The sequence below is a fragment of the Phycicoccus sp. Root563 genome, assembly GCF_001427915.1.
Lineage (GTDB): Bacteria > Actinomycetota > Actinomycetes > Actinomycetales > Dermatophilaceae > Pedococcus.
On sequence record NZ_LMGM01000001.1, the window covers coordinates 1,403,770 to 1,428,524 of the forward strand.

Annotated in this window: 22 protein-coding genes; 15 read left to right on the forward strand and 7 right to left on the reverse strand. The window is 69.9% G+C overall.

From position 1 onward, the window contains the following. Positions 1-25: 25 nt before the first annotated feature. Positions 26-1,060 (reverse strand): hemolysin family protein, encoded by a 1,035-nt coding sequence (locus ASD62_RS06600; RefSeq protein ID WP_056915276.1) that lies wholly within the window; start codon positions 1,058-1,060, stop codon positions 26-28. Continuing rightward, a complete protein-coding gene (locus tag ASD62_RS06605; RefSeq protein WP_082580604.1) occupies positions 1,057-2,493 on the reverse strand; it encodes a hemolysin family protein in 1,437 nt (478 codons plus the stop codon). The genes ASD62_RS06600 and ASD62_RS06605 overlap by 4 nt, the downstream gene beginning before the upstream one ends. A gap of 130 nt (positions 2,494-2,623) precedes the next feature. Between ASD62_RS06605 and ASD62_RS06610 the strand changes: the two genes are divergently transcribed. From ASD62_RS06610 to ASD62_RS06620, 3 genes are all read left to right on the forward strand, one after another. Next, positions 2,624-3,613, forward strand: coding sequence for an ABC transporter ATP-binding protein (locus ASD62_RS06610; protein ID WP_056915277.1), 990 nt, complete (start codon positions 2,624-2,626; stop codon positions 3,611-3,613). Then, positions 3,610-4,416, forward strand: coding sequence for an ABC transporter permease (locus ASD62_RS06615; protein ID WP_056915278.1), 807 nt, complete (start codon positions 3,610-3,612; stop codon positions 4,414-4,416). Before ASD62_RS06610 ends, ASD62_RS06615 begins: the two co-directional genes overlap by 4 nt. Positions 4,417-4,654: 238 nt before the next feature. Next, on the forward strand, positions 4,655-8,548 hold the full coding sequence (locus tag ASD62_RS06620) for a multifunctional oxoglutarate decarboxylase/oxoglutarate dehydrogenase thiamine pyrophosphate-binding subunit/dihydrolipoyllysine-residue succinyltransferase subunit (protein ID WP_056917213.1): 3,894 nt from the start codon (positions 4,655-4,657) through the stop codon (positions 8,546-8,548). Between the two features lie 105 nt (positions 8,549-8,653). Here ASD62_RS06620 and ASD62_RS06625 read toward each other — a convergent pair whose 3' ends face one another. Further along, the gene (locus ASD62_RS06625; protein WP_082580605.1) at positions 8,654-9,991 is read right to left on the reverse strand and encodes an HNH endonuclease signature motif containing protein; all 1,338 of its coding nucleotides are present in this window, start codon (positions 9,989-9,991) and stop codon (positions 8,654-8,656) included. A gap of 103 nt (positions 9,992-10,094) precedes the next feature. Between ASD62_RS06625 and ASD62_RS06630 the strand changes: the two genes are divergently transcribed. Both ASD62_RS06630 and ASD62_RS06635 read left to right on the forward strand, forming a co-directional pair. After that, on the forward strand, positions 10,095-10,274 hold the full coding sequence (locus ASD62_RS06630; protein WP_056915280.1) for a DUF6104 family protein: 180 nt from the start codon (positions 10,095-10,097) through the stop codon (positions 10,272-10,274). A gap of 45 nt (positions 10,275-10,319) precedes the next feature. Then, positions 10,320-10,970 carry a GDSL-type esterase/lipase family protein gene (locus ASD62_RS06635; RefSeq protein ID WP_056915281.1) on the forward strand — a complete coding sequence of 217 codons (651 nt, stop codon included), beginning with the start codon at positions 10,320-10,322 and terminating at the stop codon, positions 10,968-10,970. Positions 10,971-11,039: 69 nt separating this feature from the next. Here the strand turns inward: ASD62_RS06635 and ASD62_RS06640 are convergent, their stop codons facing one another. From ASD62_RS06640 to rfbB, 3 genes are all read right to left on the reverse strand, one after another. After that, positions 11,040-12,011: a zinc-binding dehydrogenase gene (locus ASD62_RS06640; protein ID WP_056915282.1), complete on the reverse strand. Its 972-nt coding sequence runs from the start codon at positions 12,009-12,011 to the stop codon at positions 11,040-11,042. A 97-nt stretch (positions 12,012-12,108) separates the two neighbouring features. Further along, a complete protein-coding gene (gene rfbD / locus ASD62_RS06645; protein ID WP_056915283.1) occupies positions 12,109-12,972 on the reverse strand; it encodes a dTDP-4-dehydrorhamnose reductase in 864 nt (287 codons plus the stop codon). Then, positions 12,972-13,967, reverse strand: coding sequence for a dTDP-glucose 4,6-dehydratase (rfbB, locus tag ASD62_RS06650; RefSeq protein ID WP_056915284.1), 996 nt, complete (start codon positions 13,965-13,967; stop codon positions 12,972-12,974). Before rfbB ends, rfbD begins: the two co-directional genes overlap by 1 nt. Positions 13,968-14,043: 76 nt before the next feature. On the opposite strand from rfbB, the gene rfbA reads away from it, so the two are divergent. Together rfbA and ASD62_RS06660 are read left to right on the forward strand one after the other, a co-directional pair. Beyond that, positions 14,044-14,922, forward strand: a complete 879-nt coding sequence (gene rfbA / locus ASD62_RS06655) for a glucose-1-phosphate thymidylyltransferase RfbA (protein WP_056915285.1) — start codon at positions 14,044-14,046, stop codon at positions 14,920-14,922. Further along, positions 14,922-15,524, forward strand: a complete 603-nt coding sequence (locus ASD62_RS06660) for a dTDP-4-dehydrorhamnose 3,5-epimerase family protein (protein ID WP_056915286.1) — start codon at positions 14,922-14,924, stop codon at positions 15,522-15,524. Before rfbA ends, ASD62_RS06660 begins: the two co-directional genes overlap by 1 nt. On the opposite strand, the gene ASD62_RS06665 is transcribed toward ASD62_RS06660, so the two are convergent. Continuing rightward, entirely contained in the window at positions 15,503-16,705 is a 1,203-nt protein-coding gene (locus ASD62_RS06665; RefSeq protein WP_056915287.1) for an NADP-dependent malic enzyme, read from the reverse strand. The two genes, ASD62_RS06660 and ASD62_RS06665, sit on opposite strands and share 22 nt — an antisense overlap. 334 nt (positions 16,706-17,039) lie before the next feature. Here ASD62_RS06665 and ASD62_RS06670 point away from each other — a divergent pair, with 334 nt between their 5' ends. The 8 genes from ASD62_RS06670 (at position 17,040) to mctP (ending at position 24,718) form a co-directional block, all read left to right on the forward strand. Beyond that, the gene (locus ASD62_RS06670) at positions 17,040-17,960 is read left to right on the forward strand and encodes an ABC transporter substrate-binding protein (RefSeq protein WP_056915288.1); all 921 of its coding nucleotides are present in this window, start codon (positions 17,040-17,042) and stop codon (positions 17,958-17,960) included. A 12-nt stretch (positions 17,961-17,972) separates the two neighbouring features. After that, positions 17,973-18,938: an amino acid ABC transporter permease gene (locus tag ASD62_RS06675; protein ID WP_056915289.1), complete on the forward strand. Its 966-nt coding sequence runs from the start codon at positions 17,973-17,975 to the stop codon at positions 18,936-18,938. Continuing rightward, a complete protein-coding gene (locus tag ASD62_RS06680) occupies positions 18,935-19,729 on the forward strand; it encodes an amino acid ABC transporter ATP-binding protein (protein WP_056915290.1) in 795 nt (264 codons plus the stop codon). Before ASD62_RS06675 ends, ASD62_RS06680 begins: the two co-directional genes overlap by 4 nt. After that, positions 19,729-20,112 (forward strand): S24/S26 family peptidase, encoded by a 384-nt coding sequence (locus ASD62_RS06685; RefSeq protein WP_056915291.1) that lies wholly within the window; start codon positions 19,729-19,731, stop codon positions 20,110-20,112. The genes ASD62_RS06680 and ASD62_RS06685 overlap by 1 nt, the downstream gene beginning before the upstream one ends. A 43-nt stretch (positions 20,113-20,155) precedes the next feature. Further along, on the forward strand, positions 20,156-20,554 hold the full coding sequence (gene sodN, locus ASD62_RS06690; RefSeq protein ID WP_056917214.1) for a superoxide dismutase, Ni: 399 nt from the start codon (positions 20,156-20,158) through the stop codon (positions 20,552-20,554). 338 nt (positions 20,555-20,892) lie between these two features. Continuing rightward, complete coding sequence (locus tag ASD62_RS06695; protein WP_056915292.1) at positions 20,893-22,605, forward strand: hypothetical protein; 1,713 nt, start codon at positions 20,893-20,895, stop codon at positions 22,603-22,605. 140 nt (positions 22,606-22,745) lie between these two features. Next, on the forward strand, positions 22,746-23,042 hold the full coding sequence (locus tag ASD62_RS06700) for a DUF3311 domain-containing protein (protein ID WP_200947709.1): 297 nt from the start codon (positions 22,746-22,748) through the stop codon (positions 23,040-23,042). After that, positions 23,039-24,718: a monocarboxylate uptake permease MctP gene (gene mctP, locus ASD62_RS06705; protein WP_056915293.1), complete on the forward strand. Its 1,680-nt coding sequence runs from the start codon at positions 23,039-23,041 to the stop codon at positions 24,716-24,718. The genes ASD62_RS06700 and mctP overlap by 4 nt, the downstream gene beginning before the upstream one ends. Positions 24,719-24,755: the final 37 nt, after the last annotated feature.

The window sequence follows — 24,755 nt, forward strand, 5'->3', positions numbered from 1 at the left end:
TGGTCAGCCGATGGTCAGCGGGTGGTCAGCGCTGGGAGGCGTCGGCGACCTCGCCGACGAGCTCCTCGATGACGTCCTCGAGGAAGACGACCCCGATGTCGGCGCCGTCGGTGTCCACGACCCGGGCCAGGTGGGCACCCGTGCGCTGCATCGTCCGCAGCACCTCCTCGACCTCGTCGGCGGACTGGACGGTCGCGAGCTTGCGGACCCGCTTCACCGGGACCGCGATGGAGCGCTCGGTGTCGTCGGCGTACAGGACGTCCTTGAGGTGGAGGTACCCCGCGAGCCCGCCGTTGCGGTCGACCATCGGGTAGCGCGAGAAACCCCGCTTGGCGACCAGCCGCTCGACGTCGTCCGGGGTGGCGGTCAGCGGGAGGGTCACCAGCTGGGCGAGGGGGACGGCGACGTCGACGGCGTCCTTGTCGCTGAACTCCAGGGCCGCACCGACCAGGCCGTGCTGCCCCTCCTCGATGAGCCCCTCGTGGTGGCTCTCGGCGAGGATGTGCTCGACCTCCTCGACGGTGAACGTGGAGGCGATCTCGTCCTTGGGCTCCACCCCGAACAGCCGCACGAGCGACTTGGCGAGCCGTTCCATGACGGAGATGACCGGCCGCAGCACCCGGGTGATGAACAGCAGCGCCGGGACGAGCACCAGCGCCGAGCGCTCGGGTCCCGCGAGCGCGAGGTTCTTGGGGATCATCTCGCCGACGACGACGTGCAGGTACACGACGATGAGCAGCGCGAGCGCGAGGGCGCCGCCGTCGGCCACCCCGGCGGGGAGCCCGAGGTGCTCGACGACGGGTTCGAGGGCGTGGTGCAGGGCCGCCTCGGAGACGGCACCGAGCAGCACCGAGCAGACGGTGATGCCGAGCTGGGCGCACGCGAGCAGCGACCCCATCTGCTCGAGCGCGTCGAGGCAGGTCTGTGCCCGCCGCGACCCAGCTGCGGCGAGGGGCTCGAGGGTGGAGCGGCGCGCGGCCATCGCCGCGAACTCCGCCCCCACGAAGAAGGCGTTGAGCAGGAGCAGCAGGACCGTCACCCAGACGGCGCCGGCGCTCATCGCGGCTCCTCCGTGTGGCGCGGGCCGGGTTGGGCGGCAGCGCCTCCCGGGGCGGGCGACGGGTCCGGCGGTGTCCCGGTGCCGTCGGCACCTCCAGCGGTGGGTCCGGTCGCGCCGACGCCCTCGACCACGGCCTCGGGGTCCTCGGCACGGAAGCGCAGCCGGTCGGCCCGCATCCCGTCCATCGCGAGGACGGTGATCTCCCAGCCGGGGATCTCGACGCGGTCCCCCACGACGGGGATACGGCCCAGCTCGGCCATGACGAACCCCCCGGTCGTCTCGTACGCCGGGCCGTCGGGCACCCCGGCGCCGAGGCGGTCACGCACCTCGTCCGGTCGCCACAGTCCGGGCACGGTCCACGATCCATCGGTGAGCTCGCGGCCGGTCGTCCGGAAGACGTCGTGCTCGTCGGACACCTCGCCCACGATCTCCTCGACGACGTCCTCCAGGGTGACGATGCCGGCCGTGCCGCCGTACTCGTCGACGACGATGGCCAGCTGCAGCCCGTGCTCGCGGAGCATGAGCAGCAGCGGGTCGAGGCGGATGGTCTCGGGGACCAGCAGGGGCGGGACCATCAGGGCCGACACGGGGACGTCGTGCCGGCGTTCGTGGGGGACGGCGATGGCGCGCTTGACGTGGACGACACCGTCGATGTCGTCCCAGTCCTCCCCCGTCACCGGGAAGCGCGAGTGGCCGGTGCGCCGTGCGAGGCGCACGACGTCGTCGGCGGTCGCGGTGCGCTCGATCGACGTGGACCTGGCCCGGGGGCTCATCACGTCGGCCGCGGTCTGCTCACCGAACCCCAACGAGCGTGCGACCAGGCGGGCGGTGCCCTCGTCGAGCGTGCCCGCCTCGGCGGACCGCCGGACCAGGGAGGTGAGCTCCTGCGGCGTGCGGGCGCCGGACAGCTCCTCCTGCGGGGTGATGCCGAGGGCACGCAGGAACAGGTTGGCCGAGCCGTTGAGGACGACGATCAACGGGCGCGAGACGACCGCGAACATCCGCACCGGTCGAGCGACGACCTTGGCCGTCCGCAGGGGGGCGGAGATGCCCAGGAACTGCGGCAGCAGCTCCCCGAACACCATCGAGAACAGGGTGGCGACCACCAGGGCCAGCCCGGCGGCCACCGAGTCCAGCGTCCCCCCGGAGAGGCCGGCGGCCCCCAGTGGGGTCTCGAGCAGCCGCCCGATCGAGGGGGTGGCGATGAACCCGAGGATGAGCGTCGTCAGCGTGATGCCGACCTGCGCGGCAGACAGCTGGGTGGACAGGCGGCGCAGCGAGGCCAGCACGGGCTCCGCCCCGGTGTCCCCGCCGTCGATGGCCTTCTGGACGGTCGGGCGGTCCAGCGCGACGAGGGAGAACTCGGTCGCCACGAACACGGCGGTCCCCGCAGTCAGTCCCACGCCTGCGAGGACCAGTAACCATTCGGTCATAGTGCAGGCCATCCTAGGGTCGCCTGCTCCCCCAGGCCGACTCCGACGACGCGCGCGGGATCAAACCCCGTTGACCCTCACCCCACGTGAGTTGGGAGGATGGCGCCATGTCCATGAGCCCGGGGGAACGATGACCACCCAGACCACCAGCCCACCCAGGACGCCTCGAGAGGGCGCTCGCATCGAGGTCCGCGACCTCACCAAGCAGTTCGGCAGTTTTACGGCCGTCAACGCCCTGTCGTTCACCGTCGAGCCGGGTCGGATCACCGGCTTCCTCGGCCCCAACGGGGCCGGCAAGACCACGACGCTGCGCATGTTGCTCGGCCTGATCTCCCCCACGGCGGGCTCCGCCACGATCGGCGGACGCCAGTACCGGGAGATCGAGGCACCCATGTCGGTGGTCGGCTCGGCGCTCGAGGCGACGAACTTCCACCCGGGACGGTCCGGCCGGAACCACCTGCGGGTGCTCGCCGACACGATGGGCGTCAAGAGCGCCCGGGTCGACGAGATGCTCGAGCTGGTCGGCATCCCGGCCGCTGCACGCAAGCGTGCCGGCGGCTACTCCATGGGCATGCGGCAGCGTCTCGGGCTTGCTGCCGCCCTGCTCGGCGACCCGCAGGTGCTCATCCTCGACGAGCCGGCCAACGGGCTGGACCCCGAGGGCATCCGCTGGTTGCGCGGCTTCCTGCGCCACCTGTCCGGTGAGGGCAAGACGGTGCTCATCTCCAGCCACATGCTCCAGGAGGTCGAGCAGACCGTGGACGACGTCGTCATCATCTCGAACGGCCGGCTGGTCAAGCAGGGCACCATGGCCGACCTCCACGGCAACGGCGGGGCCATCGTGCGCACCAGTGACGCAGACGCCCTCGCGGGCGCGCTCCGCGTCGCCGACGTGACCAGCACGCCCTCGGACGGCGCCCTGCGCGTCGAGACGTCGGACCTGCGCCTCATCGGCGACGTGGCCCTGCGCGCGGGACTTCCCGTCTACGAGCTGCGGGCCGCCACGACGGACCTCGAGGACGTGTTCTTCCAGCTCACCGAAGGGACCAACCGCAACCTCGGTGCCGGGACACCCCCGGAACGGGATGCCGTCACCGGCCAGGAAGGGGCGAACGGATGACCGCCGCAGTCCGCGCAGAGTTCCGCAAGTTCTTCTCGACCCGCATGTGGTGGGGCATGGCCATCGCCATGTTCGTCGCAGGTGCCGGCCTCGCCGTCGCCTTCGGGTTCCTCTACACCAGTGACGCCTTCACCAACGGTACGGCGCAGGGCGCTCCGTCCGGGACGGCCGAGCAGATCGCCAACAGCGTCTACACGAGTGGCCTGAGCATCGGCTACCTGCTCACCCTGACGATCGGCGTCCTGCAGATCGGCGCCGAGTACCGGCACAAGACCATCACGAGCACCTTCCTGAGCGTGCCGCGTCGCGGCCGGGTGATGGGCGCCAAGGTCATCGCGCTGCTCGGCATCGGGGCGATCTACGGGATCATCTCCCTCGTCGGTTCGGTCATCGCCGGGGCGATCATCCTCAACGCGAAGGGGTTCGAGCCCTTCCCCACGTCCGGGGTCTTCCGCACGCTGGCGCTCAGCCTGCTGGTGCTCGGGCTGTGGGCGCTCATCGGCTTGGGCGCGGGCATCCTCATCCCCAACCAGGTCGCTGCCCTGCTCATAGCGATCGGCGTCGCGTGGATCGTCGAGCCGCTGGCCCGCTTCGGCCTCTCCTTCTGGGAGTTCGGGCGCGAGCACGTCGTCGAGTACCTCCCGGGTGCCGCCACGAACGCCATGGTGAACGGCGTGCAGCAGACCGGCGAGAACGCCGCGCCGACGCTCGAGTGGTGGGCGGCCGCCCTCGTGCTCGCCGCGTATGCGGCGGTGCTGGCGGGACTGGGTTCCCTGCGGACCATCCGCAGCGACATCAGCTGACACGGGCGCGTCCGCAACCCGCTCGTGGGGCCGGTTTCCGTCAGGGAGCCGGCCCCGCGGCATACCCGCAGGTCGGACGGGGTGCTCGCAGTGACCCGGATCGCGTCCGAATCGGGTCAACCCGCCTGCCCCTGAGCACGCGGACGGGGATAGGCTGGGTGCACCCATTGCCCGTCATTGTCGACGCTACGAAAGAGGCGTATCCGCCGTGCCCGACCAGTCCCCGACCAGCGACCCCATGGCGGCCTTCGGGCCGAACGAGTGGCTCGTGGACGAGCTCTATGAGCAGTACCAGAACGACAAGAACTCCGTCGACAAGGCGTGGTGGTCGTTCTTCGAGGACTACACGCCGTCGGATGGTGGTGGCGGCAACGGGTCCACGCCTTCCAACGGAGCGCCCAACGGGACCGCCGCGAAGCCGGCCGCCGCCACACCGGCCCCGGCTGCTGCCACACAGGCGCCGGCTGCTGCGAAGCCGGCCGCCGCGAAGCCTGCGGAGCAGGCCCCCGCGAAGCCGGCCAGCGCCCCCGCGAGCACCGGGACGGCCTCCTCGGCCACCGACTCCGGCAAGGCCCAGGCCACGAGCACCGACCGCTCGGACGCCAAGACCGACACCGCGGTCGCCGACAAGCCCGAGGACAAGGAGGCGGCGGCCGCCAAGGAGCAGCCCAAGCCCCGCGAGCCGCAGGCGCCGAAGTCGACCGGCCCGGTCAACCAGGACGAGGTCAAGCCGCTGCGTGGCGCGAGCGCCCGCACGGTGACCAACATGGAGTCGTCGCTGACGGTCCCCACGGCGACCAGCGTCCGCGCCGTCCCCGCCAAGCTGCTCATCGACAACCGGGTCGTCATCAACAACCACCTGGCCCGCTCGCGCGGCGGCAAGGTGTCGTTCACCCACCTCATCGGCTACGCCCTGGTCAAGGCGCTGGGCCACATGCCGGAGATGAACAACGGCTACACCACCGACGAGAAGGGCAAGCCCGCTCTCGTCGTCCCCGGGCACGTCAACCTGGGCCTCGCCATCGACATGGCCAAGCCGGACGGCACCCGCCAGCTGCTCGTGCCGTCGATCAAGTCCGCCGAGTCGATGGACTTCGCCCACTTCTGGACCGCCTACGAGGACGTCGTCAAGAAGGCCCGTGGCGGCAAGCTCACCGTCGAGGACTTCCAGGGCACCACGCTGACCCTGACCAACCCCGGCACCATCGGCACCGTCCACTCGGTCCCGCGCCTGATGTCCGGCCAGGGCGCCATCATCGGCGTCGGCGCGCTGGAGTACCCCGCCGAGTGGCAGGGCGCGAGCCAGGAGACGCTCAACCGCAACGCCGTCTCCAAGATCCTCACCCTGACCAGCACGTACGACCACCGCATCATCCAGGGTGCGCAGTCCGGTGACTTCCTGCGGATCGTGCACCAGCTGCTGCTCGGCGAGAACGGCTTCTACGACGAGATCTTCGAGAGCCTGCGCCTGCCGTACGAGCCGGTCCGCTGGGTCCGCGACATCTCCGCGCACCACGACGACGACGTCAACAAGACGGCCCGAGTCCAGGAGCTCATCCACGCCTACCGCGTCCGCGGCCACCTGATGGCTGACACGGACCCGCTGGAGTACCGCCAGCGCCGCCACCCCGACCTCGACGTGACGTCGCACGGGCTCACGCTCTGGGACCTCGAGCGTGACTTCGCGACCGGCGGCTTCGGCGGGGCGCCGATGCTGCGCCTGCGCAAGATCCTCGGCATCCTGCGTGACTCCTACTGCCGCACCATCGGCACCGAGTACATGCACATCCAGGACCCCGAGCAGCGACGCTGGCTCCAGTCCAAGATCGAGGTCGGCTACGCCAAGCCCGGCCCTGACGAGCAGCTGCGGATCCTGCGCCGCCTCAACGCCGCCGAGGCGTTCGAGACGTTCCTGCAGACCAAGTTCGTCGGCCAGAAGCGGTTCAGCCTCGAGGGCGGCGAGTCCGTCATCGCGCTGCTCGACCGGATCCTGTGCCGCGCCGCCGCCGACTCCATGGACGAGGTGTGCATCGGTATGCCGCACCGCGGGCGCCTCAACGTGCTCGCCAACATCGCAGGCAAGTCCTACGGCCAGATCTTCCGTGAGTTCGAGGGCAAGCAGGACCCCAAGTCCGTGCAGGGCTCCGGCGACGTGAAGTACCACCTGGGCACCGAGGGCGAGTTCGTCGCCGAGGACGGCAGCAAGACCAAGGTCTACCTCGCCGCCAACCCCTCCCACCTCGAGGCCGTCAACCCGGTGCTCGAGGGCATCACGCGGGCCAAGCAGGACCGCCTCGACCTCGCGGGCGAGGACTTCACGGTCCTGCCGCTGCTCATGCACGGTGACGCGGCGTTCGCGGGTCAGGGCGTGGTCGCCGAGACGCTGAACCTCTCCCAGCTGCGCGGCTACCGCACCGGCGGCACCATCCACGTCGTCATCAACAACCAGGTCGGCTTCACCACGTCGCCCAGCGCCTCGCGTTCGTCGACCTACTCGACCGACGTGGCCCGGATGATCCAGGCGCCGATCTTCCACGTGAACGGCGACGACCCCGAGGCCTGCGTCCGGGTCGCCGAGCTCGCGTACGAGTTCCGCCAAGAGTTCAACAAGGACGTCGTCATCGACATGGTGTGCTACCGCCGCCGTGGCCACAACGAGGGCGACGACCCGTCGATGACCCAGCCGCTGATGTACAACCTCATCGAGGCCAAGCGCTCGGTCCGCAAGCTCTACACCGAGGCCCTCATCGGCCGCGGTGACATCGGCCAGGAAGAGGCCGAGGCGGCGCTGCGCGACTACCAGCAGCAGCTCGAGCGCGTGTTCGTCGAGACCAAGGCCGCCCTCAAGGAGGCCGCCTCCCAGGAAGCGGTCGACCCGACGCTGGCCGGGACCGACGCCGAGGGCCACTCCGGCCTCGAGCCGCCGTCGGCCCAGGCCAAGGACCAGACGACCCGCTCCGCCCAGGAGACGGCCATCTCCAGCGACCTGCTGCAGCACATCGGTGATGCGTTCGTGAACCCGCCGCAGGGCTTCACGGTGCACCCGAAGCTGGCCCAGGCCATGGAGAAGCGAGCCGCCTCGACGCGCGAGGGTGGCATCGACTGGGCCACCGGCGAGCTCATGGCGTTCGGTTCCCTGCTCATGGAGGGCACACCGGTCCGCCTCGCCGGCCAGGACAGCCGCCGTGGCACGTTCGTCCAGCGGCACGCCGTGCTGATCGACAAGCACACCGCGGAGGAGTGGACCCCGCTGCTCTACCTCGGCGACGGGCAGGCCCGGTTCTGGGTCTACGACTCGCTGCTGTCGGAGTTCGCGGCCATGGGCTTCGAGTACGGCTACTCCGTCGAGCGCCCCGACGCCCTCGTCCTGTGGGAGGCGCAGTTCGGCGACTTCTTCAACGGCGCCCAGACCATCGTCGACGAGTTCATCTCCTCCTCGGAGCAGAAGTGGGGCCAGCGCTCGTCCGTCGTGCTGCTGCTCCCCCACGGCTACGAGGGCCAGGGACCGGACCATTCCTCCGCCCGCATCGAGCGCTTCCTGCAGATGTGCGCCGAGGACAACATGACGGTCGCCTACCCGTCGACCCCGGCCAGCTACTTCCACCTCCTGCGCCGTCAGGCCTACGCCCGTCCGCGTCGTCCACTCATCGTCTTCACCCCGAAGTCGATGCTGCGCCTCAAGGCCGCGAGCAGCATGCCGGAGGACTTCACCACCGGCACGTTCCGTCCGGTCCTCCCCGACCGCCGCGAGCTCGACGCCGCAGCCGTGACCCGGGTCCTGCTGGCGAGCGGCAAGGTCGTCTACGACCTCGAGGCTGCCCGCGACAAGGCCGACGACGGCACGACGGCGATCGTCCGGGTCGAGCAGCTCGCCCCGCTGCCCGCCAAGGAGATCGCCGCCGAGCTGGCCAAGTACCCGAACGCCGACGTCGTCTGGGTCCAGGACGAGCCGCGCAACCAGGGCGCGTGGCCCTTCATGGCGCTCAACCTGCCGCAGGCCCTCGCCGACCTCGGCGAGCAGCGTGCGCTGCAGATCGTCTCGCGCAAGGCCTCGGCCTCGCCCGCGACCGGCTCGAGCAAGCGCCACGCCGAGCAGCAGAACGAGCTGATCACCTCGGCCCTGCGCCAGTGACCCGTCGCTGCCCCTGACCACCGGGGCAGCGACCCGCACGCACGACGTATGCCGCGTGGCCCCAACGACCTCGGGCCGCGCGGCATACGCATGTCCCCGCTGCACCTAGGGGCGCTTGACGAACGTGACTCGTTTTCGAGGACCCTCTCGGGCGACGCTGTGGTGGTAGGACGCGTCGTGAATGCGCCGATGGTGGTAACCGCACAAGGGAACGGCCTTGTGCAGGTCGGTCGAGCCACCCCATGCCCACGCATCCTCGTGGTGCTGCTCGGTCCAGGCGTAGGGCCGGTCACAGCCATCGGCCGCGCAGCTGTCGTACGTCAGGGCCAACGCCACCCGTTGAGCTTCGCTGAAGAAGCGCTGGCCGCGGCCGAGGTCGAGCACCTGCGACTGCCCGCCGAGGACTGCGGGGACCAGGCCCGCACCGCAGGCCAGTCGCCGAGCCTCCGAGGCGGACACGTCGTGCCCGGTGTCGAGGTGGGCGGCGCCGAGCCCCGCAGCCAGCCGCTCGTGGTCGAGGGTGACGAGGACCGTGGCGTTGACCTTGCCGGTCAGGTGGTCGGTGGGCAGGTGCTCGAGAAGCTCGACGAAGGCGTGTCCGTACTTCTGGGACCAGTCCAGCCCCTCGGCCCGGAACCTCGCCCACGTCGCCTCCGCCACCCGCGCGTCGCTCAGGTCGGAGCCGCACTCGGCCGCCCTGGCCCGGGCGTCCTGCGCCGCTCGCTGGGCGAACCGACGGGGTGATGCGATCTGCTGGATGACCTTCTTCAAGATCTGCCCGGCGAGGGTGGGAACCGTGAAGTGACCCGTGATGGTCCCGTCGCGGTTGTCGTGCAGCGTCAGTTTGGTGGCGGCCAGCGCTTGCTCCTCCTCGGCGCGCAGGACGGCCTCTTCGTGCGCGTCGACCTCGGCCTGACTGCGCTGCGCCGACGCCAGCGCCCGGCGGGCCGCCTTGCGCAACGCGACCGGGTCGACCCGACGGGCGACGGCCACCAGGGATCGCTCGATGGAGGCACGCTCCGCGTCGTCGACCCCAGCCGGCAGCTGGTGCGCCGTGCGGGCGATCACGTGGGCGTGCTCCGTCGACAGCCGTCCCTCGGCCAGTGCGGCTCGGGTCGCCCGCAGTCCCTCGCCGAGGGCGGTCGCGAGCCGTACTTCCTTGGCCGCAGTCGCACCGTCCGTACGGGACCTGGCCGCCAGCCAGGCCGCGGTCCCGGTCATCCCCGAGTCCGAGGCGAGATCGGCCCGGTCGACGGCGGCGACGAGGTCGAGCTTCAGCGCCTGCAAGCGAGTCACCGCCCGGTCGACGTCATCGATGAGGACCGAGGCCGCCTGTCCCGAGAGGTCCGCGGCGCGCTCGCACCGGTCCAGCACCGCGTGCACCTGGCGCACTCCATCGGCCACCGCCACGGGCGGTGAAGGATGCAGGGCTGCGATGGCCATGAACCATTGTATTCGAACACATGTTCGAACGTCAACCCTCTGACGGCTGCCGCGTCCGCGTGGCCTCGTCAGCGGCAGGCGTGCACCCCGTTAACCTTGCAGCGTGTACTTCACGGATCGCGGAATCGAGGAGCTCGCCACCCGGCGGGGAGAGGAAGAGGTCTCGTTCGAGTGGCTCGCGGAGCAGCTGCGGACGTTCGTCGACCTCAACCCCGAGTTCGAGACCCCCGTCGAGCGGCTGGCCACCTGGCTGGCCCGGCTCGACGACGATGACGACGAGTGACGTCGGTGGCCGCTGGTCACCGAAGACGATGATGAGGACTGACGCGTGAGCGACCCCACCTTCACCCCGAGCGCTGAGTTCCAGGTGGCCGACGACGGGCCCCGTGACGTCGGTCTGGTCTTCCTCGGCGCCTCCCTCGTCGCGGGAGTCGGCGACCCCAAGGGCCAGGGCTGGGTCTCGCGCGTCGTGGGCCGCACCCACCACCCGGACCTGTCCCTCACCGCCTACAACCTCGGGGTTCGCGGTGACACCACGGCCGACCTGCTCGCCCGGTGGCAGGCCGAGTGCGCCCCGCGGTGGGCGGGGCGTCAGGAGAAGCGGCTCGTCGTCTCGGTGGGCGGCAACGACGCGGCCTCGGGGGTGACGCTGGCGCGGCACCGGCTCAACCTCGCCAACATCCTCGACGATGCCGCGAGCAGTGGGATCGGGACCTTCGTGGTCGGTCCGCCGCCCTCGGACGACGATGACCTCAACACCAAGCTCGACGTGCTCGTCGAGGCGCAGGCCGACGTCTGCTCCCGTCGTGGTGTGCAGTTCGTCGACTGCTTCAGCCCCCTGCTCGGTCACGAGCAGTGGCGCACGGACCTGGCCGCCAGCCGGGTGCCGCACCACCCCGGACAAGCCGGCTACGGGCTGATCGCCTGGCTGGTGCTGCACAACGGCTGGTACGACTGGCTGCAGATCTCCCCCAGCTGACCGCCGCGACGACGAAGGCTCCCCGCGCAGTGCGCAGGGAGCCTTCCGCGTCCGCAGACCGCGCGGCGGTCAGCTCACGGTGAAGACGACCTTGCCGAAGACGTCACCGCCCGCCATGGTGGCGAACCCGTCGCGCGCCTGCTCCAGCGGCATCACCGAGTCGACGACGGGTTCGATCCCCTTGTGGGTCACGAACGCCGCGAGCCGCTCGAGCTCCGACCGCGTCCCCATCGTCGAACCGAGGACCCGGAGCTGCTTGAAGAAGATCTTGGTGAGCTCCGCCTTGGCCGGGGCGTCGCCGGAGGTGGCACCGCTGATGACGATGGCGCCACCGGGGTTCAGGGAGTTGACCGAGTGCGACCAGGTGGCGGCACCGACGGTCTCCATGACGGCGTCGACGCGCTCGGGCAGCCGCTCCCCGCTGGCGAACGCCCGGTCGGCCCCAATGTCGAGGGCCCGCTTGCCCTTGGCCTCGTCGCGGGTGGTCACCCACATCCGGTAGCCCGCGGCCTCGCCGAGCTGGACGAGTGCGGTCGCGACACCGCCGCCCGCGCCCTGGACGAGGACGGTGGCGCCCGGGGCGAGCCCGGCCTGGGTGAAGAGCATCCGGTAGGCCGTGAGCCAGGCCGTCGACAGGCAGGCCGCGTGCTCCCACGACAGGCCCTCGGGCTTGGGCACGAGGTTGCCGGTGGGCACCGCGACCTGCTGCGCCAGGGTGCCGTCGTGCAGCTCGGAGAGCAGCGTGCGGCGCGGGTCGAGCGTCTCGTCGCCGCGCCAGCCGTCGCTCGGGACGACCGCGTGGACGATCACCTCGTTGCCGTCGGGGTCCACTCCGGCGCCGTCGCAGCCGAGGATCATCGGCAGCCGGTCGGCCGGCAGACCCACCCCGCGCAGCGACCAGACATCGTGGTGGTTGAGACCGGCCGTCCTGAGCCTGACGGTCGTCCAGCCCTCGCGGGCCTGCGGTTCGGGACGTTCCCCGACCTCGAGGCCGGACAGCGGGTCGTCGGCGGACTGGCGGGCAGCGTAGACAGCGAGCATGCCCTCGACCCTAACGGCGGCACGGCGCCATCGCCCGGGAGTGTGGCCCTCGTCGCGAAGGTGACCGACGCCGGGTCGGAAAAGTGTCCGGAGAGCGTCAGACCTGCTCGACGACGTCCGGCAGGGCCTGCGCCAGGCTCTCGCGCCAGTCCGGCAGCGGCGCGAGGCGCGCCATCCGCCACGCGTCGTGTCCCAGGACGCTGTACGCGGGCCGCGGTGCAGGCAGGGGGAACGCATCGCTCGTCGTGGGCTGCACCCGCTCCGGGTCGAGCCCGAGCAGCCGGAAGATCTCGCGGGTGAAGCCGTACTTGGTCGTCTCCCCCTGGCTGGTCGCGTGCCAGATCCCGAACGGCGCCTCGTCCTCGACGAGGCCGAGGATCGCCCGGGCGACGTCCATCGTCCACGTCGGCTGGCCGCGCTGGTCGTCGACGACCGAGAGGGTGTCGTGGGACCCGGCGAGCCGGGCCATGGTCTTGACGAAGTTGGGTCCGCCGCCGCCGTACAGCCACGCGGTCCGGACGATCCAGGCCCGCGGGCAGTGCGCCTGCACGGCCCACTCACCGGCGGCCTTGGTCCGCCCGTACGCCGACAGCGGCGCGAGGGCTGCGTCCTCGGCATACGGCTCGTCTGCGTCGCCGGCGAACACGTAGTCGGTCGAGACGTGCACGAGGCGGGCACCGGTCTCCCGGCACGCGGAGGCCACGTTGGAGGCCCCGATCGCGTTGACCGCGAACGCCTCGGCCTCGTGCGACTCGGCGTCGTCGACGGCGGTGTATGCCGCGCAGTTCACGACCACGTCGTGGCCGCGGACCGCGTCGCGGACGGCATCGGGGTCGGTGACGTCGAGGTCCTTGCGCTCCAGTGCCGTCACGTCGTCGTCGGGCACCCCGGCGAGCGCCAGCACGACCTGCACGTCGAGGCCGAGCATCCCCCCGGAACCGGTGACCAGCCAGCGGGTCATCAGCGGCCGAGCCGCTCGTAGCGTGCCTCGGCGACCACCTTCGCCGTCCGCCACCAGTCCTGGTTCTCCTGGTACCACGCGATCGTGTCGGCGAGGCCGGAGCGCACATCGGGGTGCGCGGGGACCCAGTCGGTCTCGGTGCGCAGCTTCGTCGCGTCGATGGCGTACCGCAGGTCGTGTCCGGGGCGGTCGGGCACGTGGTCGAACCAGTCGGCCGGCTTGCCCATGAGCTCGAGGATCAGTCCGATGATGTCGCGGTTGTTCATCTCACCGTCGGCCCCGATGAGGTAGGTCTCGCCGAGACGGCCCTGCTCGATGATCGTGATCACGGCGTCGTTGTGGTCGTCGACGTGGATCCAGTCGCGGACGTTGAGCCCGTCGCCGTAGAGCTTGGGCCTGACGCCGTCGATGATCCCCGTGATCTGGCGCGGGATGAGCTTCTCCGGGTGCTGCCTGGGACCGTAGTTGTTGGAGCAGTTGGACAGGGTCGCCCGCAGCCCGAACGACCGGATCCAGGCGCGCACCAGCAGGTCGGCACTCGCCTTCGACGCCGAGTACGGGCTGGACGGGTTGAGCGGCGTCGACTCCGTGAACCTGGTCGGGTCGTCCAGCGCGAGGTCGCCGTAGACCTCGTCCGTCGACACGTGGTGCAGCCGCTTGTCGTGGCGGCGGACCGCCTGGATCAGCTGGTAGGTGCCGATGATGTTGGTGTCGATGAAGGGCCACGGGTCGTCGAGCGAGTTGTCGTTGTGGGAGTCGGCCGCGAAGTGCACGACCAGGTCGTGGGCCGCGACGAGCTCGTCCACGAGGTCGGCGTCGGTGACCGAGCCCTTGACGACGTCGACGTCCCCGATCACGGGGTCGAGGGAGGTGAGGTTCGCGGCATACGTCATCGAGTCCAGGACCGTGAGCTTCCAGTCCGGCCGCACCTGACGAGCCCGGATGACGAAGTTGGACCCGATGAACCCTGCAGCGCCGGTGACGAGGACCTTCATGGGCCGAGGTTATCGGAGCAGGCCGGGGTACCCGCTCGCCCTCCGGCACATCGCCGCGGTCAGTAGGGTCTGTCCCATGAAGGGGATCATCCTGGCCGGCGGCTCCGGCACGCGCCTGCACCCGATCACGCTCGGGATCAGCAAGCAGCTCATGCCGATCTACGACAAGCCGATGATCTACTACCCGCTCTCCACGCTGATGATGGCCGGGATCCGCGAGGTCCTCATCATCACCACCCCCGACGACCAGTCGCAGTTCGTCCGCCTGCTCGGCGACGGCTCGCAGTGGGGCATCGAGCTCACGTATGCCGTGCAGCCCAGCCCCGACGGGCTGGCCCAGGCGTTCATCATCGGCGCGGACTTCATCGGTGACGACTCCGTGGCCCTCGTCCTCGGCGACAACATCTTCTACGGCACCGGCCTCGGCACGGCCCTGCGCTCCAACACCACCGTCAGCGGCGGGCACATCTTCGCCTACCACGTGACCGAGCCGTCGGCCTACGGCGTCGTGGAGTTCGCCGAGGACGGCACGGTGCTCTCGATCGAGGAGAAGCCCGAGCGCCCGAAGTCGTCGTACGCCGTGCCCGGTCTCTACTTCTACGACAACGACGTGGTCCAGATCGCGCGCGACCTCGAGCCCAGCCCCCGTGGCGAGCTCGAGATCACGGGGGTCAACGACGCCTACCTGCGTCGCGGCGACCTCAGCGTCACCGTGCTGCCGCGCGGCACGGCCTGGTTCGACACCGGCACCTTCGAGGGACTGATGGACTCGGCCCAGTTCGTCCACGTGGTCGAGCAGCGGCAGGGCCAGAAGATCGGCTGCGTCGAGGAGATCGCCTGGCGCAACGGCTGGATCGACGACGAGACCTTCGAGGCGCTGGCGACCGCCCTGACCAAGAGCGGCTACGGCGTGCACCTCGCCGGGCTGCTCGCGGAGAAGCGGGGGGCACTCTGATGGAGGTCCGCCCCCTGTCGATCGCCGACGCCTACGAGATCACCCCGCGGCAGTTCCCCGACGACCGGGGCGTGTTCCTCGAGTCGTTCCGCGGCGACCTGCTCGCCGAGCACCTCGGACACCGCCCCCAGGTGGTCCAGACGAACGTCTCCGTGTCCTCGCGCGGCACCGTCCGCGGCATCCACTTCGCGGATGTCCCCCCGTCGCAGGCGAAGTACATCACCGCCCTGTCCGGCTCCCTCGTCGACTTCGTCGTCGACATCCGGGTGGGTTCACCGACGTTCGGCCAGTGGGAGGCGGTCCTGCTCGACACCAGGGACCGCCGCGCCGTCTACCTCCCCGAGGGCATGGGCCACGCCTTCGCGGCCCTCGAGGACGACACGACGGCGATGTACCTCGTCACCGCCCCCTACAACCCCGGACGCGAGCACGGCATCCACCCGCTGGACCCGCAGGTCGGCCTCGAGCTCCCCGAGGGGATGCAGGCCCCACTGCTGTCGGCGAAGGACGCTGCTGCGCCCACGCTCGCCGAGGCCGCGGAGCAGGGCCTGCTCCCCTCGTATGCCGCGTGCCGGGAGTTCTACGCCTCCCTCGCCGGGTAGGTCCCCCCGGCCGACCGGGCGCAGGCCACCACCGCGGCGGCCACCGCGTCGGCGACCCCGGGCGCGAAGACGCTCGGCACGATCTCGTCGGCGGTCGGCTCCGGGACCAGGTCGGCGATGGCGCGCGCTGCGGCGAGCTTCATCGCCTCGGTGACCTGGGGCGCCCCGGAGTCGAGGGCACCGCGGAAGATCCCGGGGAACGCCAGCACGTTGTTGATCTGGTTGGGGAAGTCCGAGCGACCGGTGGCGACCACCGCGGCATACCGGGAGGCGACGTCCGGGTGGACCTCCGGGTCGGGGTTGGCCAGCGCGAAGATGATCGCGTCCCGGGCCATGCGGGCGAGCTCCTGCTCGGGCACGACGCCACCCGACACCCCCACGAAGACGTCGGCACCGACGAGGGCGTCGCCCAGCGAACCGGTCAGGCCACGGGGGTTCGTGGTCGCCGCGAGGCGGCGCTTGTGGTCGGCGAGGTCGGTGCGCCCGGGGGCGACGATGCCGCGGGAGTCGCAGACGACGATGTCGGCCACGCCCGCCCGCGCGAGCAGCCGCGTCACGGCCACCCCCGCCGCACCGGCACCGGACACGACCACGCGCAGCGAGTCGAGCCTCCGGCCCACCACCGTGGCGGCGTTGATGAGCCCGGCGAGCACCACGATCGCGGTGCCGTGCTGGTCGTCGTGGAACACCGGGATGTCCAGCCGCTCCTGGAGGCGGCGCTCGATCTCGAAGCACCGGGGGGCCGAGATGTCCTCGAGGTTGATGCCTCCGTACGTCGGGGCGATCCGGGCGATGGCGTCGACCAGCTCGTCCACCGTGCCCGTCTCCATGCACACGGGCACCGCGTCGACCGCGCCGAAGTGCTTGAACAGCACGGCCTTGCCCTCCATCACGGGCATGGCCGCGAGGGGTCCGATGTCGCCCAGGCCCAGCACCGCGGTGCCGTCGGTGACCACCGCCACGGTGTTGCTGCGGGCGGTGTACCGGGCGGCGAGCGAGGGGTCGAGGGCGATGGCGCGCGAGACGTCCGCGACGCCCGGCGTGTAGAGGAGCGCGAGGTCGGCCCGGTCGCGCAGGGGCTGCGTGGCGTGTACCCCGAGCTTGCCGCCCTCGTGCGCCCGGAAGACCGGGTCGGTCGGGTCGAAGAGCGGGTACGCGGACGTCACTGCATTCGCAGTCATGGAGAAGTCACCTCAGGGAACGAAGGAGGGAGAAGATGCGTGGGGCACAGCCGACGCAGCCGGACGATCAGTCGGGCCGGGGTGTGGCCAATCAAACGCATGGAGACGGGGGTTACCCGCCGGTTCATGGTGGCACAGGCGTCGACGGCCGTACACCCCTGTCACGGGACTGTGACCCGGGTCGCGTTCGCGCACGGACTGTCTCGCTTTCGAGACGGTTTCGGAATCCGAGATCTACCGCAACCCCGGTCCCATGCTGGCAGGATGCGCAACAACCCCGGTGGAGCGACCCACGTCACTCCCCACGCAGCATCCGAGGAAGGAACCCCTTCGCATGACGCACCGCCTCCGCCCCACCGCCGTCCTGTTCGCCGGGTTGGCCGTCGCCAGCCTGGCCCTGACCGCGTGCGGCTCCGACTCCCTCGACGGCTCGTCGTCGAGCTCGTCGAGCACGTCGAGCACGAGCTCCTCGAGCAGTGCGTCGGTCGACCCGGCCCTCGCCGCCAAGGTCCCCCAGAAGATCAAGGACGCGGGCAAGATCGTCGTCGGCTCCGATGCCTCCTACGCCCCCAACGAGTTCCTCGCCGACGACGGCAAGACCGTGCAGGGCATGGACGTCGACCTGTTCAGCGCCGTGGCCGCCAAGTTCGGCCTCAAGGCCGAGTTCCAGAACGCCGGCTTCGACACGATCATCCTGGGTGTGACCTCCGGCAAGTACGACGTCGGCGTCTCCTCCTTCACCATCAACGACGAGCGCAAGAAGAGCGTCAACATGGTGAGCTACTTCAACGCCGGCACCCAGTGGGCGGTCAAGAAGGGCAACCCGAAGAAGGTCGACATCGACAACGCCTGCGGCCTGAACATCGGCGTGCAGAAGGGCACCGTCCAGATCGACGACCTCACCGCCCGCTCGAAGAAGTGCACCGACGCCGGCAATCCGGCCATCAAGCAGATCATCGATGCCGACCAGAGCAAGGTCACCGCGAGCGTCATCTCGGGCAAGTCGGACGCCATGCTCGCCGACTCCCCCGTCGGCCTGTATGCCGTGAAGCAGACCGGCGGCCAGCTCGAGGCCCTCGGTGACATCTACGACGCCGCCCCCTACGGGTTCGTCGTGCCGAAGGACGAGACCGACTTCGCCCAGGCCATCGCCGACGCACTCAAGGCGATGGGCACCGACGGCAGCTACAAGGCCGCCCTCGACAAGTGGGGCAACGACACCGGCGCCATCACCGACTTCGCCGTCAACCCCTGATCCGGGTCACTGATGTCTGAAGCCACCCAGGACCGGCCGGGCGCGATCCACGCCCGGCCGGTCCGCCACCCGTGGCGGTGGGTCGCCGTGGCGGTCATCGCGGTGTTCGTCGCCATGCTCGTCAGCTCGTTCGTCACGAACGAGAAGTGGAACTTCCCCTACGCCCTGAAGATCATGAACTTCAACCCGGTCCTCGAGGGCCTGGTGAAGGGCACCATCGTCGGCACGATCGGCGCCATGGTCCTCGGCGTCTTCCTCGGTGTGGTCATCGGCATCATGCGCCTGTCCACGAACCCGGTGCTGCGTGGCGTCTCGTTCGTCTACACCTGGTTCTTCCGGGCCATCCCCCGCATCGTGCTGCTCGGCATGCTCGGCACCGGACTCGGCTTCCTCTACCCGGCGCTCGACATCGGACCGCTGCCCTTCAGCCAGCAGTTCGCCCACTGGCTGGGGCTCAGCAACGACCTGACCTTCTTCAGCCTCGACGTCAACCAGTTCAGCTCCACGATCATGATGGGCATCATCGGCCTGGGCCTGTCCGAGGCCGCGTACATGGCCGAGATCGCCCGCGCCGGCATCCAGTCGGTCGACAAGGGCCAGACCGAGGCGGCCCAGGCGCTCGGTATGCCGGCCGGCAAGACCATGCGCCGCATCGTGCTGCCCCAGGCCATGCGCGTCATCGTCCCGCCGACGGGCAACGAGACCATCGCCATGGTCAAGGACACCTCGCTGTTCATCGCCATCCCGATCAACACCGAGCTCTACTACCAGGCGACGGCCGTCGGCACCCGGACCCTGCAGATCATGCCCTCGTACGTGGCGACCACCGCGTGGTACCTGATCCTGTGCAGCGTCCTCATGGTCGGGCAGTACTTCCTCGAGAAGCGCTTCGGTCGCGGCTTCGGCACCCCGACCGGTCCCGCTGCCGGACGAGCCAAGATGCTGTCCTTCCAGGGGATCGGGGGCGGTGGCCGATGAGCACCCACGCCAAGGACACCCTCCTCGTCCACGCCCTCAACGTCACCAAGGCGTTCCACGGCAACGAGGTGCTCAAGGGCATCGACATGGACGTCAGCAAGGGCGAGGTCGTCTGCCTGCTCGGTCCCTCAGGCTCGGGCAAGACGACCTTCCTGCGCTGCATCAACCAGCTCGAGACGATCGACGGCGGCCGCATCTGGGTCGACGGCGACCTCATCGGGTTCGAGGACCGCGGCGGCACGTTGCACCACCTCACCGACAAGGCCGTGGCCGCCCAGCGCCGCGACATCGGGATGGTGTTCCAGCGGTTCAACCTCTTCCCGCACATGACCGCGCTCGAGAACGTCATGGAAGCGCCCGTCCAGGTCAAGGGTGAGAAGAAGAAGGACGTCCGCGAGCGCGCGCTGGCCCTGCTCAAGCAGGTCGGCCTCGAGGACAAGCCGGGCGCCTACCCCGCCCAGCTCTCGGGTGGGCAGCAGCAACGGGTCGCCATCGCCCGGGCGCTCGCGATGCGCCCGAAGCTCATGCTCTTCGACGAGCCGACCTCTGCGCTCGACCCCGAGCTGGTGGGCGAGGTGCTCAAGGTCATGCGCGACCTCGCCAAAGACGGCATGACGATGATCGTCGTGACCCACGAGATGGGCTTCGCCCGTGAGGTCGCCGACCGGGTCGTCTTCATGGACGGGGGTGTCGTCGTCGAGCAGGGACCGCCGTCCGAGGTCATCTCGAACCCCCAGCACGAGCGCACCAGGTCCTTCCTGCGACGGATGCGCCAGGAGGAAGAGCACTGATGCCGCTCGGCCTCGGCGTCGTCGTGGTGCGGGGTCGGTCGATGGAGCCGACCCTGCACACCGGCGACCGCATGGTCGTCCTCAAGGGCGCACCACCGCGCCTGGGACGGCTCGCCATCGTGCGGCTCCCCCCGGACGACGAGGGCGTGCCGCGCCCCCTCGCGATCAAGCGGGTGACGATGCGCGATCCCGCGGACCGCACGCGGTACTGGGTGGAGTCCGACAACCAGGGCTTGTTCGGTGTGGCCGACTCGTGGACCCACGGCATCGGTTCGTTGGCCCGCGACCAGATCAGGGCGCTGGTGCTGTTCCGGATCCCGCAGCGGGTCCGGGTGCCGGGAAGCCGCAGGGGGGGCCGTGCGACCACCGGGGACGCGGGGTAGGTTGAAGGAGCTCGTGATCATCCGTCTCGCAGAAGGGATCCGCATGCTCTCCCGCATCTTCCGTACCACTGAGGTCAGCGCCCACTGCGACCTCCCCTGTGGCGTGTACGACCCCGCCCAGGCCCGCATCGAGGCCGAGTCGATCAAGGCGATCATCGCCAAGGTCGCCGACAACGACGACCCCGACTTCCGCACCCGTGCGATCGTCATCAAGGAGCAGCGCTCCGAGCTCGTCAAGCACCACCTCTGGGTGCTGTGGACCGACTACTTCAAGCCGCCGCACTTCGAGAAGTACCCCCAGCTGCACACCCTCTTCAACGAGGCGACCAAGCTGGCGGGTGCCTCTGGCACCAAGGGCGAGCTCGACGCCGGCAAGGCCGACGAGCTGCTCGCCAAGATCGACGAGATCGACGCGATCTTCAAGGAGACCAAGAAGGCCTGAGCCCTCTGGTCCCCTGCGACGCCCGTCCCGAGCCATCGGGGCGGGCGTCTGCTCTGCCCCTACTGCGTGGATCCCGGTCGGCGTACACTGGCCGGTTGTTGACGGCCCACGAACGGCCCCGACCACTCCGCCTGAGGCGTCCCAGCCCGCCCACCCAGGCCGAGTCCTGCTGGGGCCGGGCGCGGGTGACAGGACGCCGGTAGCCGCACGATCCGACGTCTGCACGATTTCCGGATCCACGACACCCTGGGTCCGCGAAGGGGCGGAGGGGTCCACCCGTCGGGGCGACCCCGGTTCGGCTTGGCCCAGGCTGTCACACGGCCACAAAGGTGAAGCCTGTGAAACGACCAACTCTCCTCGCGCTGGGAACGGCGTGCCTGCTCTGCCTGACTCCGTTCTGGTCCGCCGGAGCGGCAGCCAGCGTTCGACCGTCGGCCTCCGCGCCGGCCCCAGCGTCGGCCGCGTCGGCCAGCGCCCACCCGGCGTACCGCGAGCCCCTCTGCCAAGGGCGCTCCTCCCTCTGCGCGGACACGTTCGACAACCCCGCCGGCGAGTACGTCGGCCACGACGAGCCGTCCGTCCTGTTCAAGTCGGGAGTGCGCGGCTCCGGCAACGACATCACCTACACGGTCGAGCTCCCGCGCGACCCCAGGACCCAGCCCACGGCGTCCGGGGCGACCGGTTCCACCTGGAACTTCCAGCTCCGGCCGACCTTCTGGTTCGGCCTCACTCTCTGCGACACCGAGTCCGCGCCGGAGTTCACCAAGACCTGCACCCCCGACTCCGACCGCAACGACCTCGTCGGCACCGACCCGACCGCCCCCGACTACATCGGCAAGCACCCCGGCAACGCCTACATGGAGCTGCAGTTCTACGGACCGGGGTACGTGCCGCAGTTCGAGGGCTTCGGCTGCACGGCGACGCAGTACTGCGCGGCCATGACGATCGACAGCTTCAACCTCGACCAGAACACGGGGGTCGCCAACACGGCGGCGTGCGACAACTACCTGCTGGGTGGAGTGGAGCCCATCAACTGGGCGTACATCACCCGCGACGGTCACTCGCAGGCACCGGCCAACCCCCTGTTCACCGGCACCTTCGAGAACCCGGACCTGACGGCGGTCTCCCCCGACCCCGCCAAGGACCTGTTCATGAACCCCGGTGACCGGATCCGGATCCACATGCACGACACCACCGCAGGGCTGCGGATCGACCTCGACGACCTCACGACCGGGCAGGACGGATCGATGACCGCCTCGGTGGCCAACGGGTTCGGCCACGTCCTCTACACGCCCACGTCGAGCACGTGCCAGGCCGCGCCATACGCCTTCCACCCGGAGTACTCCACGGCGAACCCGCGGGGCAACACGTGGTCGGCCCACACCTACAACGTGGCGATGTCCGACGAGATCGGGCACTTCGAGAACTGCCTGGCCCTCGATGCGGCCTTCAACTGCACCGATCCCGGCAGCCAGGACGCCGGCGGCCTCGACGAGGACGACGGCAACAGCTTCTGCGTCCCGGCGGAGGACTCCACCCTGGTCAAGATCAACGGGTGCTTCAGTGCCGACGAGGACTTCGACGGCCAGTCCTACCGGAACGACTGGCCCGGGACGTTCCGCAACGTCGCCCTCGACCGCGCCCTGCACCCGTCACCGGTCCGGTTCACCAGCCCCGTGGCCAACGGCAGGACGCAGTACTCGAGGGTCGCCTTCGAGACCGACCTGCCCCGCATCGAGGCAGCCGACTCCCAGGACAGCCCTCCGTTCTGCGACCGGGTCACTGGTGCGAACTGCGTGAACCCGCCGCACGGGGCGCAGTTCTATCCGATCTTCACGACCGCCAAGGCGCACGGACGGTGCATGTGGCAGGAAGGTGGACGGTTCATCCCGGGGACGACCAGGACCTTCGGGGGCACCTCGACCTCGGAGTACGGGCCGCTGCTGAAGACGGTCTACCCCACGGTCGGCTTCACCACGACCACGCGCATCAACAACTTCAACAGCGGGGACCTCAGGAACCCCTGCCGCGCAGGGCACGGAGATCACTGATCCGCTCCCTCACCCACCGGGGGCCGACCTCTGCCGAGGTCGGCCCCCTCCGCGTCGCATCCCACCATTACCTGCGAGTCGGGCATACGGTGCCTTCCGGACTGCGTGCCCGCCGTCCCCACTTCCACCTGGAGGTCACCGTGAGTGCTGACACCGACGTCGACCACGACACCGTTCCACCTGCCAACAAGGGGCTGCTGGCGGTCGCCGCCGTGCTGCTGGCCCTCCCGATGATCGCGCTGCTCTGGGTGAGCAGCTACTCGCGCAAGGACCCCGAGCTCTGGGGGTTCCCGTTCTTCATCTGGTACCAGTTCCTCTGGGTGTTCCTCTGCTCGGCCATGACGTATGCCGCGTACCGCCTCGTGCTCAAGGCGCGGCCGCACCGCCCGATGCCGGGACACCCCGACCACCGCTCGCGTGAGGAGAACGTCCGATGAGCACCCTCGTTCCTGCGGCGACCGGCACCGGCGGCGTCAACGGTGTCGCCCTGTCCGTCCTGATCGTGCTCTTCCTGCTCGTCACGGTGATGGGCTTCTGGGCCACGAAGTGGCGCCAGGCCGACTCGATGGAGTCGCTCGACGAGTGGGGCCTCGGTGGCCGCCGCTTCGGCACCTGGGTGACGTGGTTCCTGCTCGGCGGTGACCTCTACACGGCCTACACGTTCGTCGCGGTGCCGGCGGCCATGTTCGCGCTCGGGTCCGTCAGCGGCTTCTTCGCGGTGCCCTACACGATCGTGCTCTACCCGATCATCTTCATCTTCATGGCCCGCCTCTGGTCGGTCAGCCACCGGCACGGCTACGTCACGCCGGCCGACTTCGTCAAGGGTCGCTACGGTTCGCGCAGCCTCTCGGTCGCCGTGTCGGTCACGGGGATCCTCGCGACGATGCCGTACATCGCCCTGCAGCTCGTCGGCATCCAGGCCGTGCTCGAGGTGGCCGGCGTCGGTGGTTCCTCGCTGCTGGCCAGGGACCTGCCGCTGTTCATCGCGTTCGCCCTGCTCGCGGCGTACACCTACTCCAGCGGCCTGCGGGCCCCGGCCGTCATCGCCTTCGTCAAGGACGCACTGATCTACCTCGTCATCATCGTCGCGGTCATCTACCTGCCCTCCAAGGTCGGCGGCTGGGACCACGTCTTCAGCGCGGCCGAGGCGAAGATGGCCAAGCCGAGCGCGGCCAACCCGGCCAAGCCCACCGGCGCGTACATCCCCAACGCCCAGCAGTACTGGGCCTACGCGACGCTGGCCTTCGGCTCGGCGCTCGCCCTGTTCATGTACCCGCACTCGATCACGGCGACCCTGTCGAGCTCGAGCCGCAACACGATCCGCCGCAACGCCGCGATCCTCCCGGCGTACTCCTTCGTGCTCGGCCTGCTGGCCCTGCTCGGCTGGGTCGCCATCGCCGCCGGCACCAAGCCGATCGGCCTCGACGGCAAGCCGAACGCCCAGCTCGTCATCCCGCAGCTGTTCGAGGACATGTTCCCGTCGTGGTTCGCCGGGGTGGCCTTCGCCGCCGTGGCGATCGGCGCCCTCGTGCCGGCGGCGATCATGTCGATCGCGGCGGCGAACACGTTCACCCGCAACATCTACCGCGACCTGATCAAGCCCGACGCGACGCACGCGCAGGAGGCCAAGGTCGGCAAGCTGGTGTCCCTGCTGGTCAAGGCGTTCGCCCTGATCTTCGTCCTCACGCTGGACAAGCAGAACGCGATCAACTTCCAGCTCCTGGGCGGCATCTGGATCCTGCAGACGTTCCCGGCGATCGTCGCGGGGCTCTACACCCGCTGGTTCCACCGCTGGGCGCTCCTCGCGGGCTGGGCCGTGGGCATGCTCTACGGCACCATCACGGCCTACAAGGTCATCAACCCGGCGACCAAGGGCCACTTCGGCGGCTCGCTCGACATGATCCCCGTCATCGGGAAGATGGGCTACATCGGGATGACGGCCTTCGTCATCAACCTGGTCATCGCGGCGATCCTCACCGTGCTGTTCAACGCGCTCAAGGTCGACTCCGGCAAGGACGAGACGATCCGGGGCGACTACTTCGCCGACGCGGACGACCCGCGCGTCGAGAAGAACGTCTCCATGGACGCGCACCTCACCACCGGCACGCCGTAGCCGAGGGCCACGCCACGGACGAGGGCGGCACCGGGAC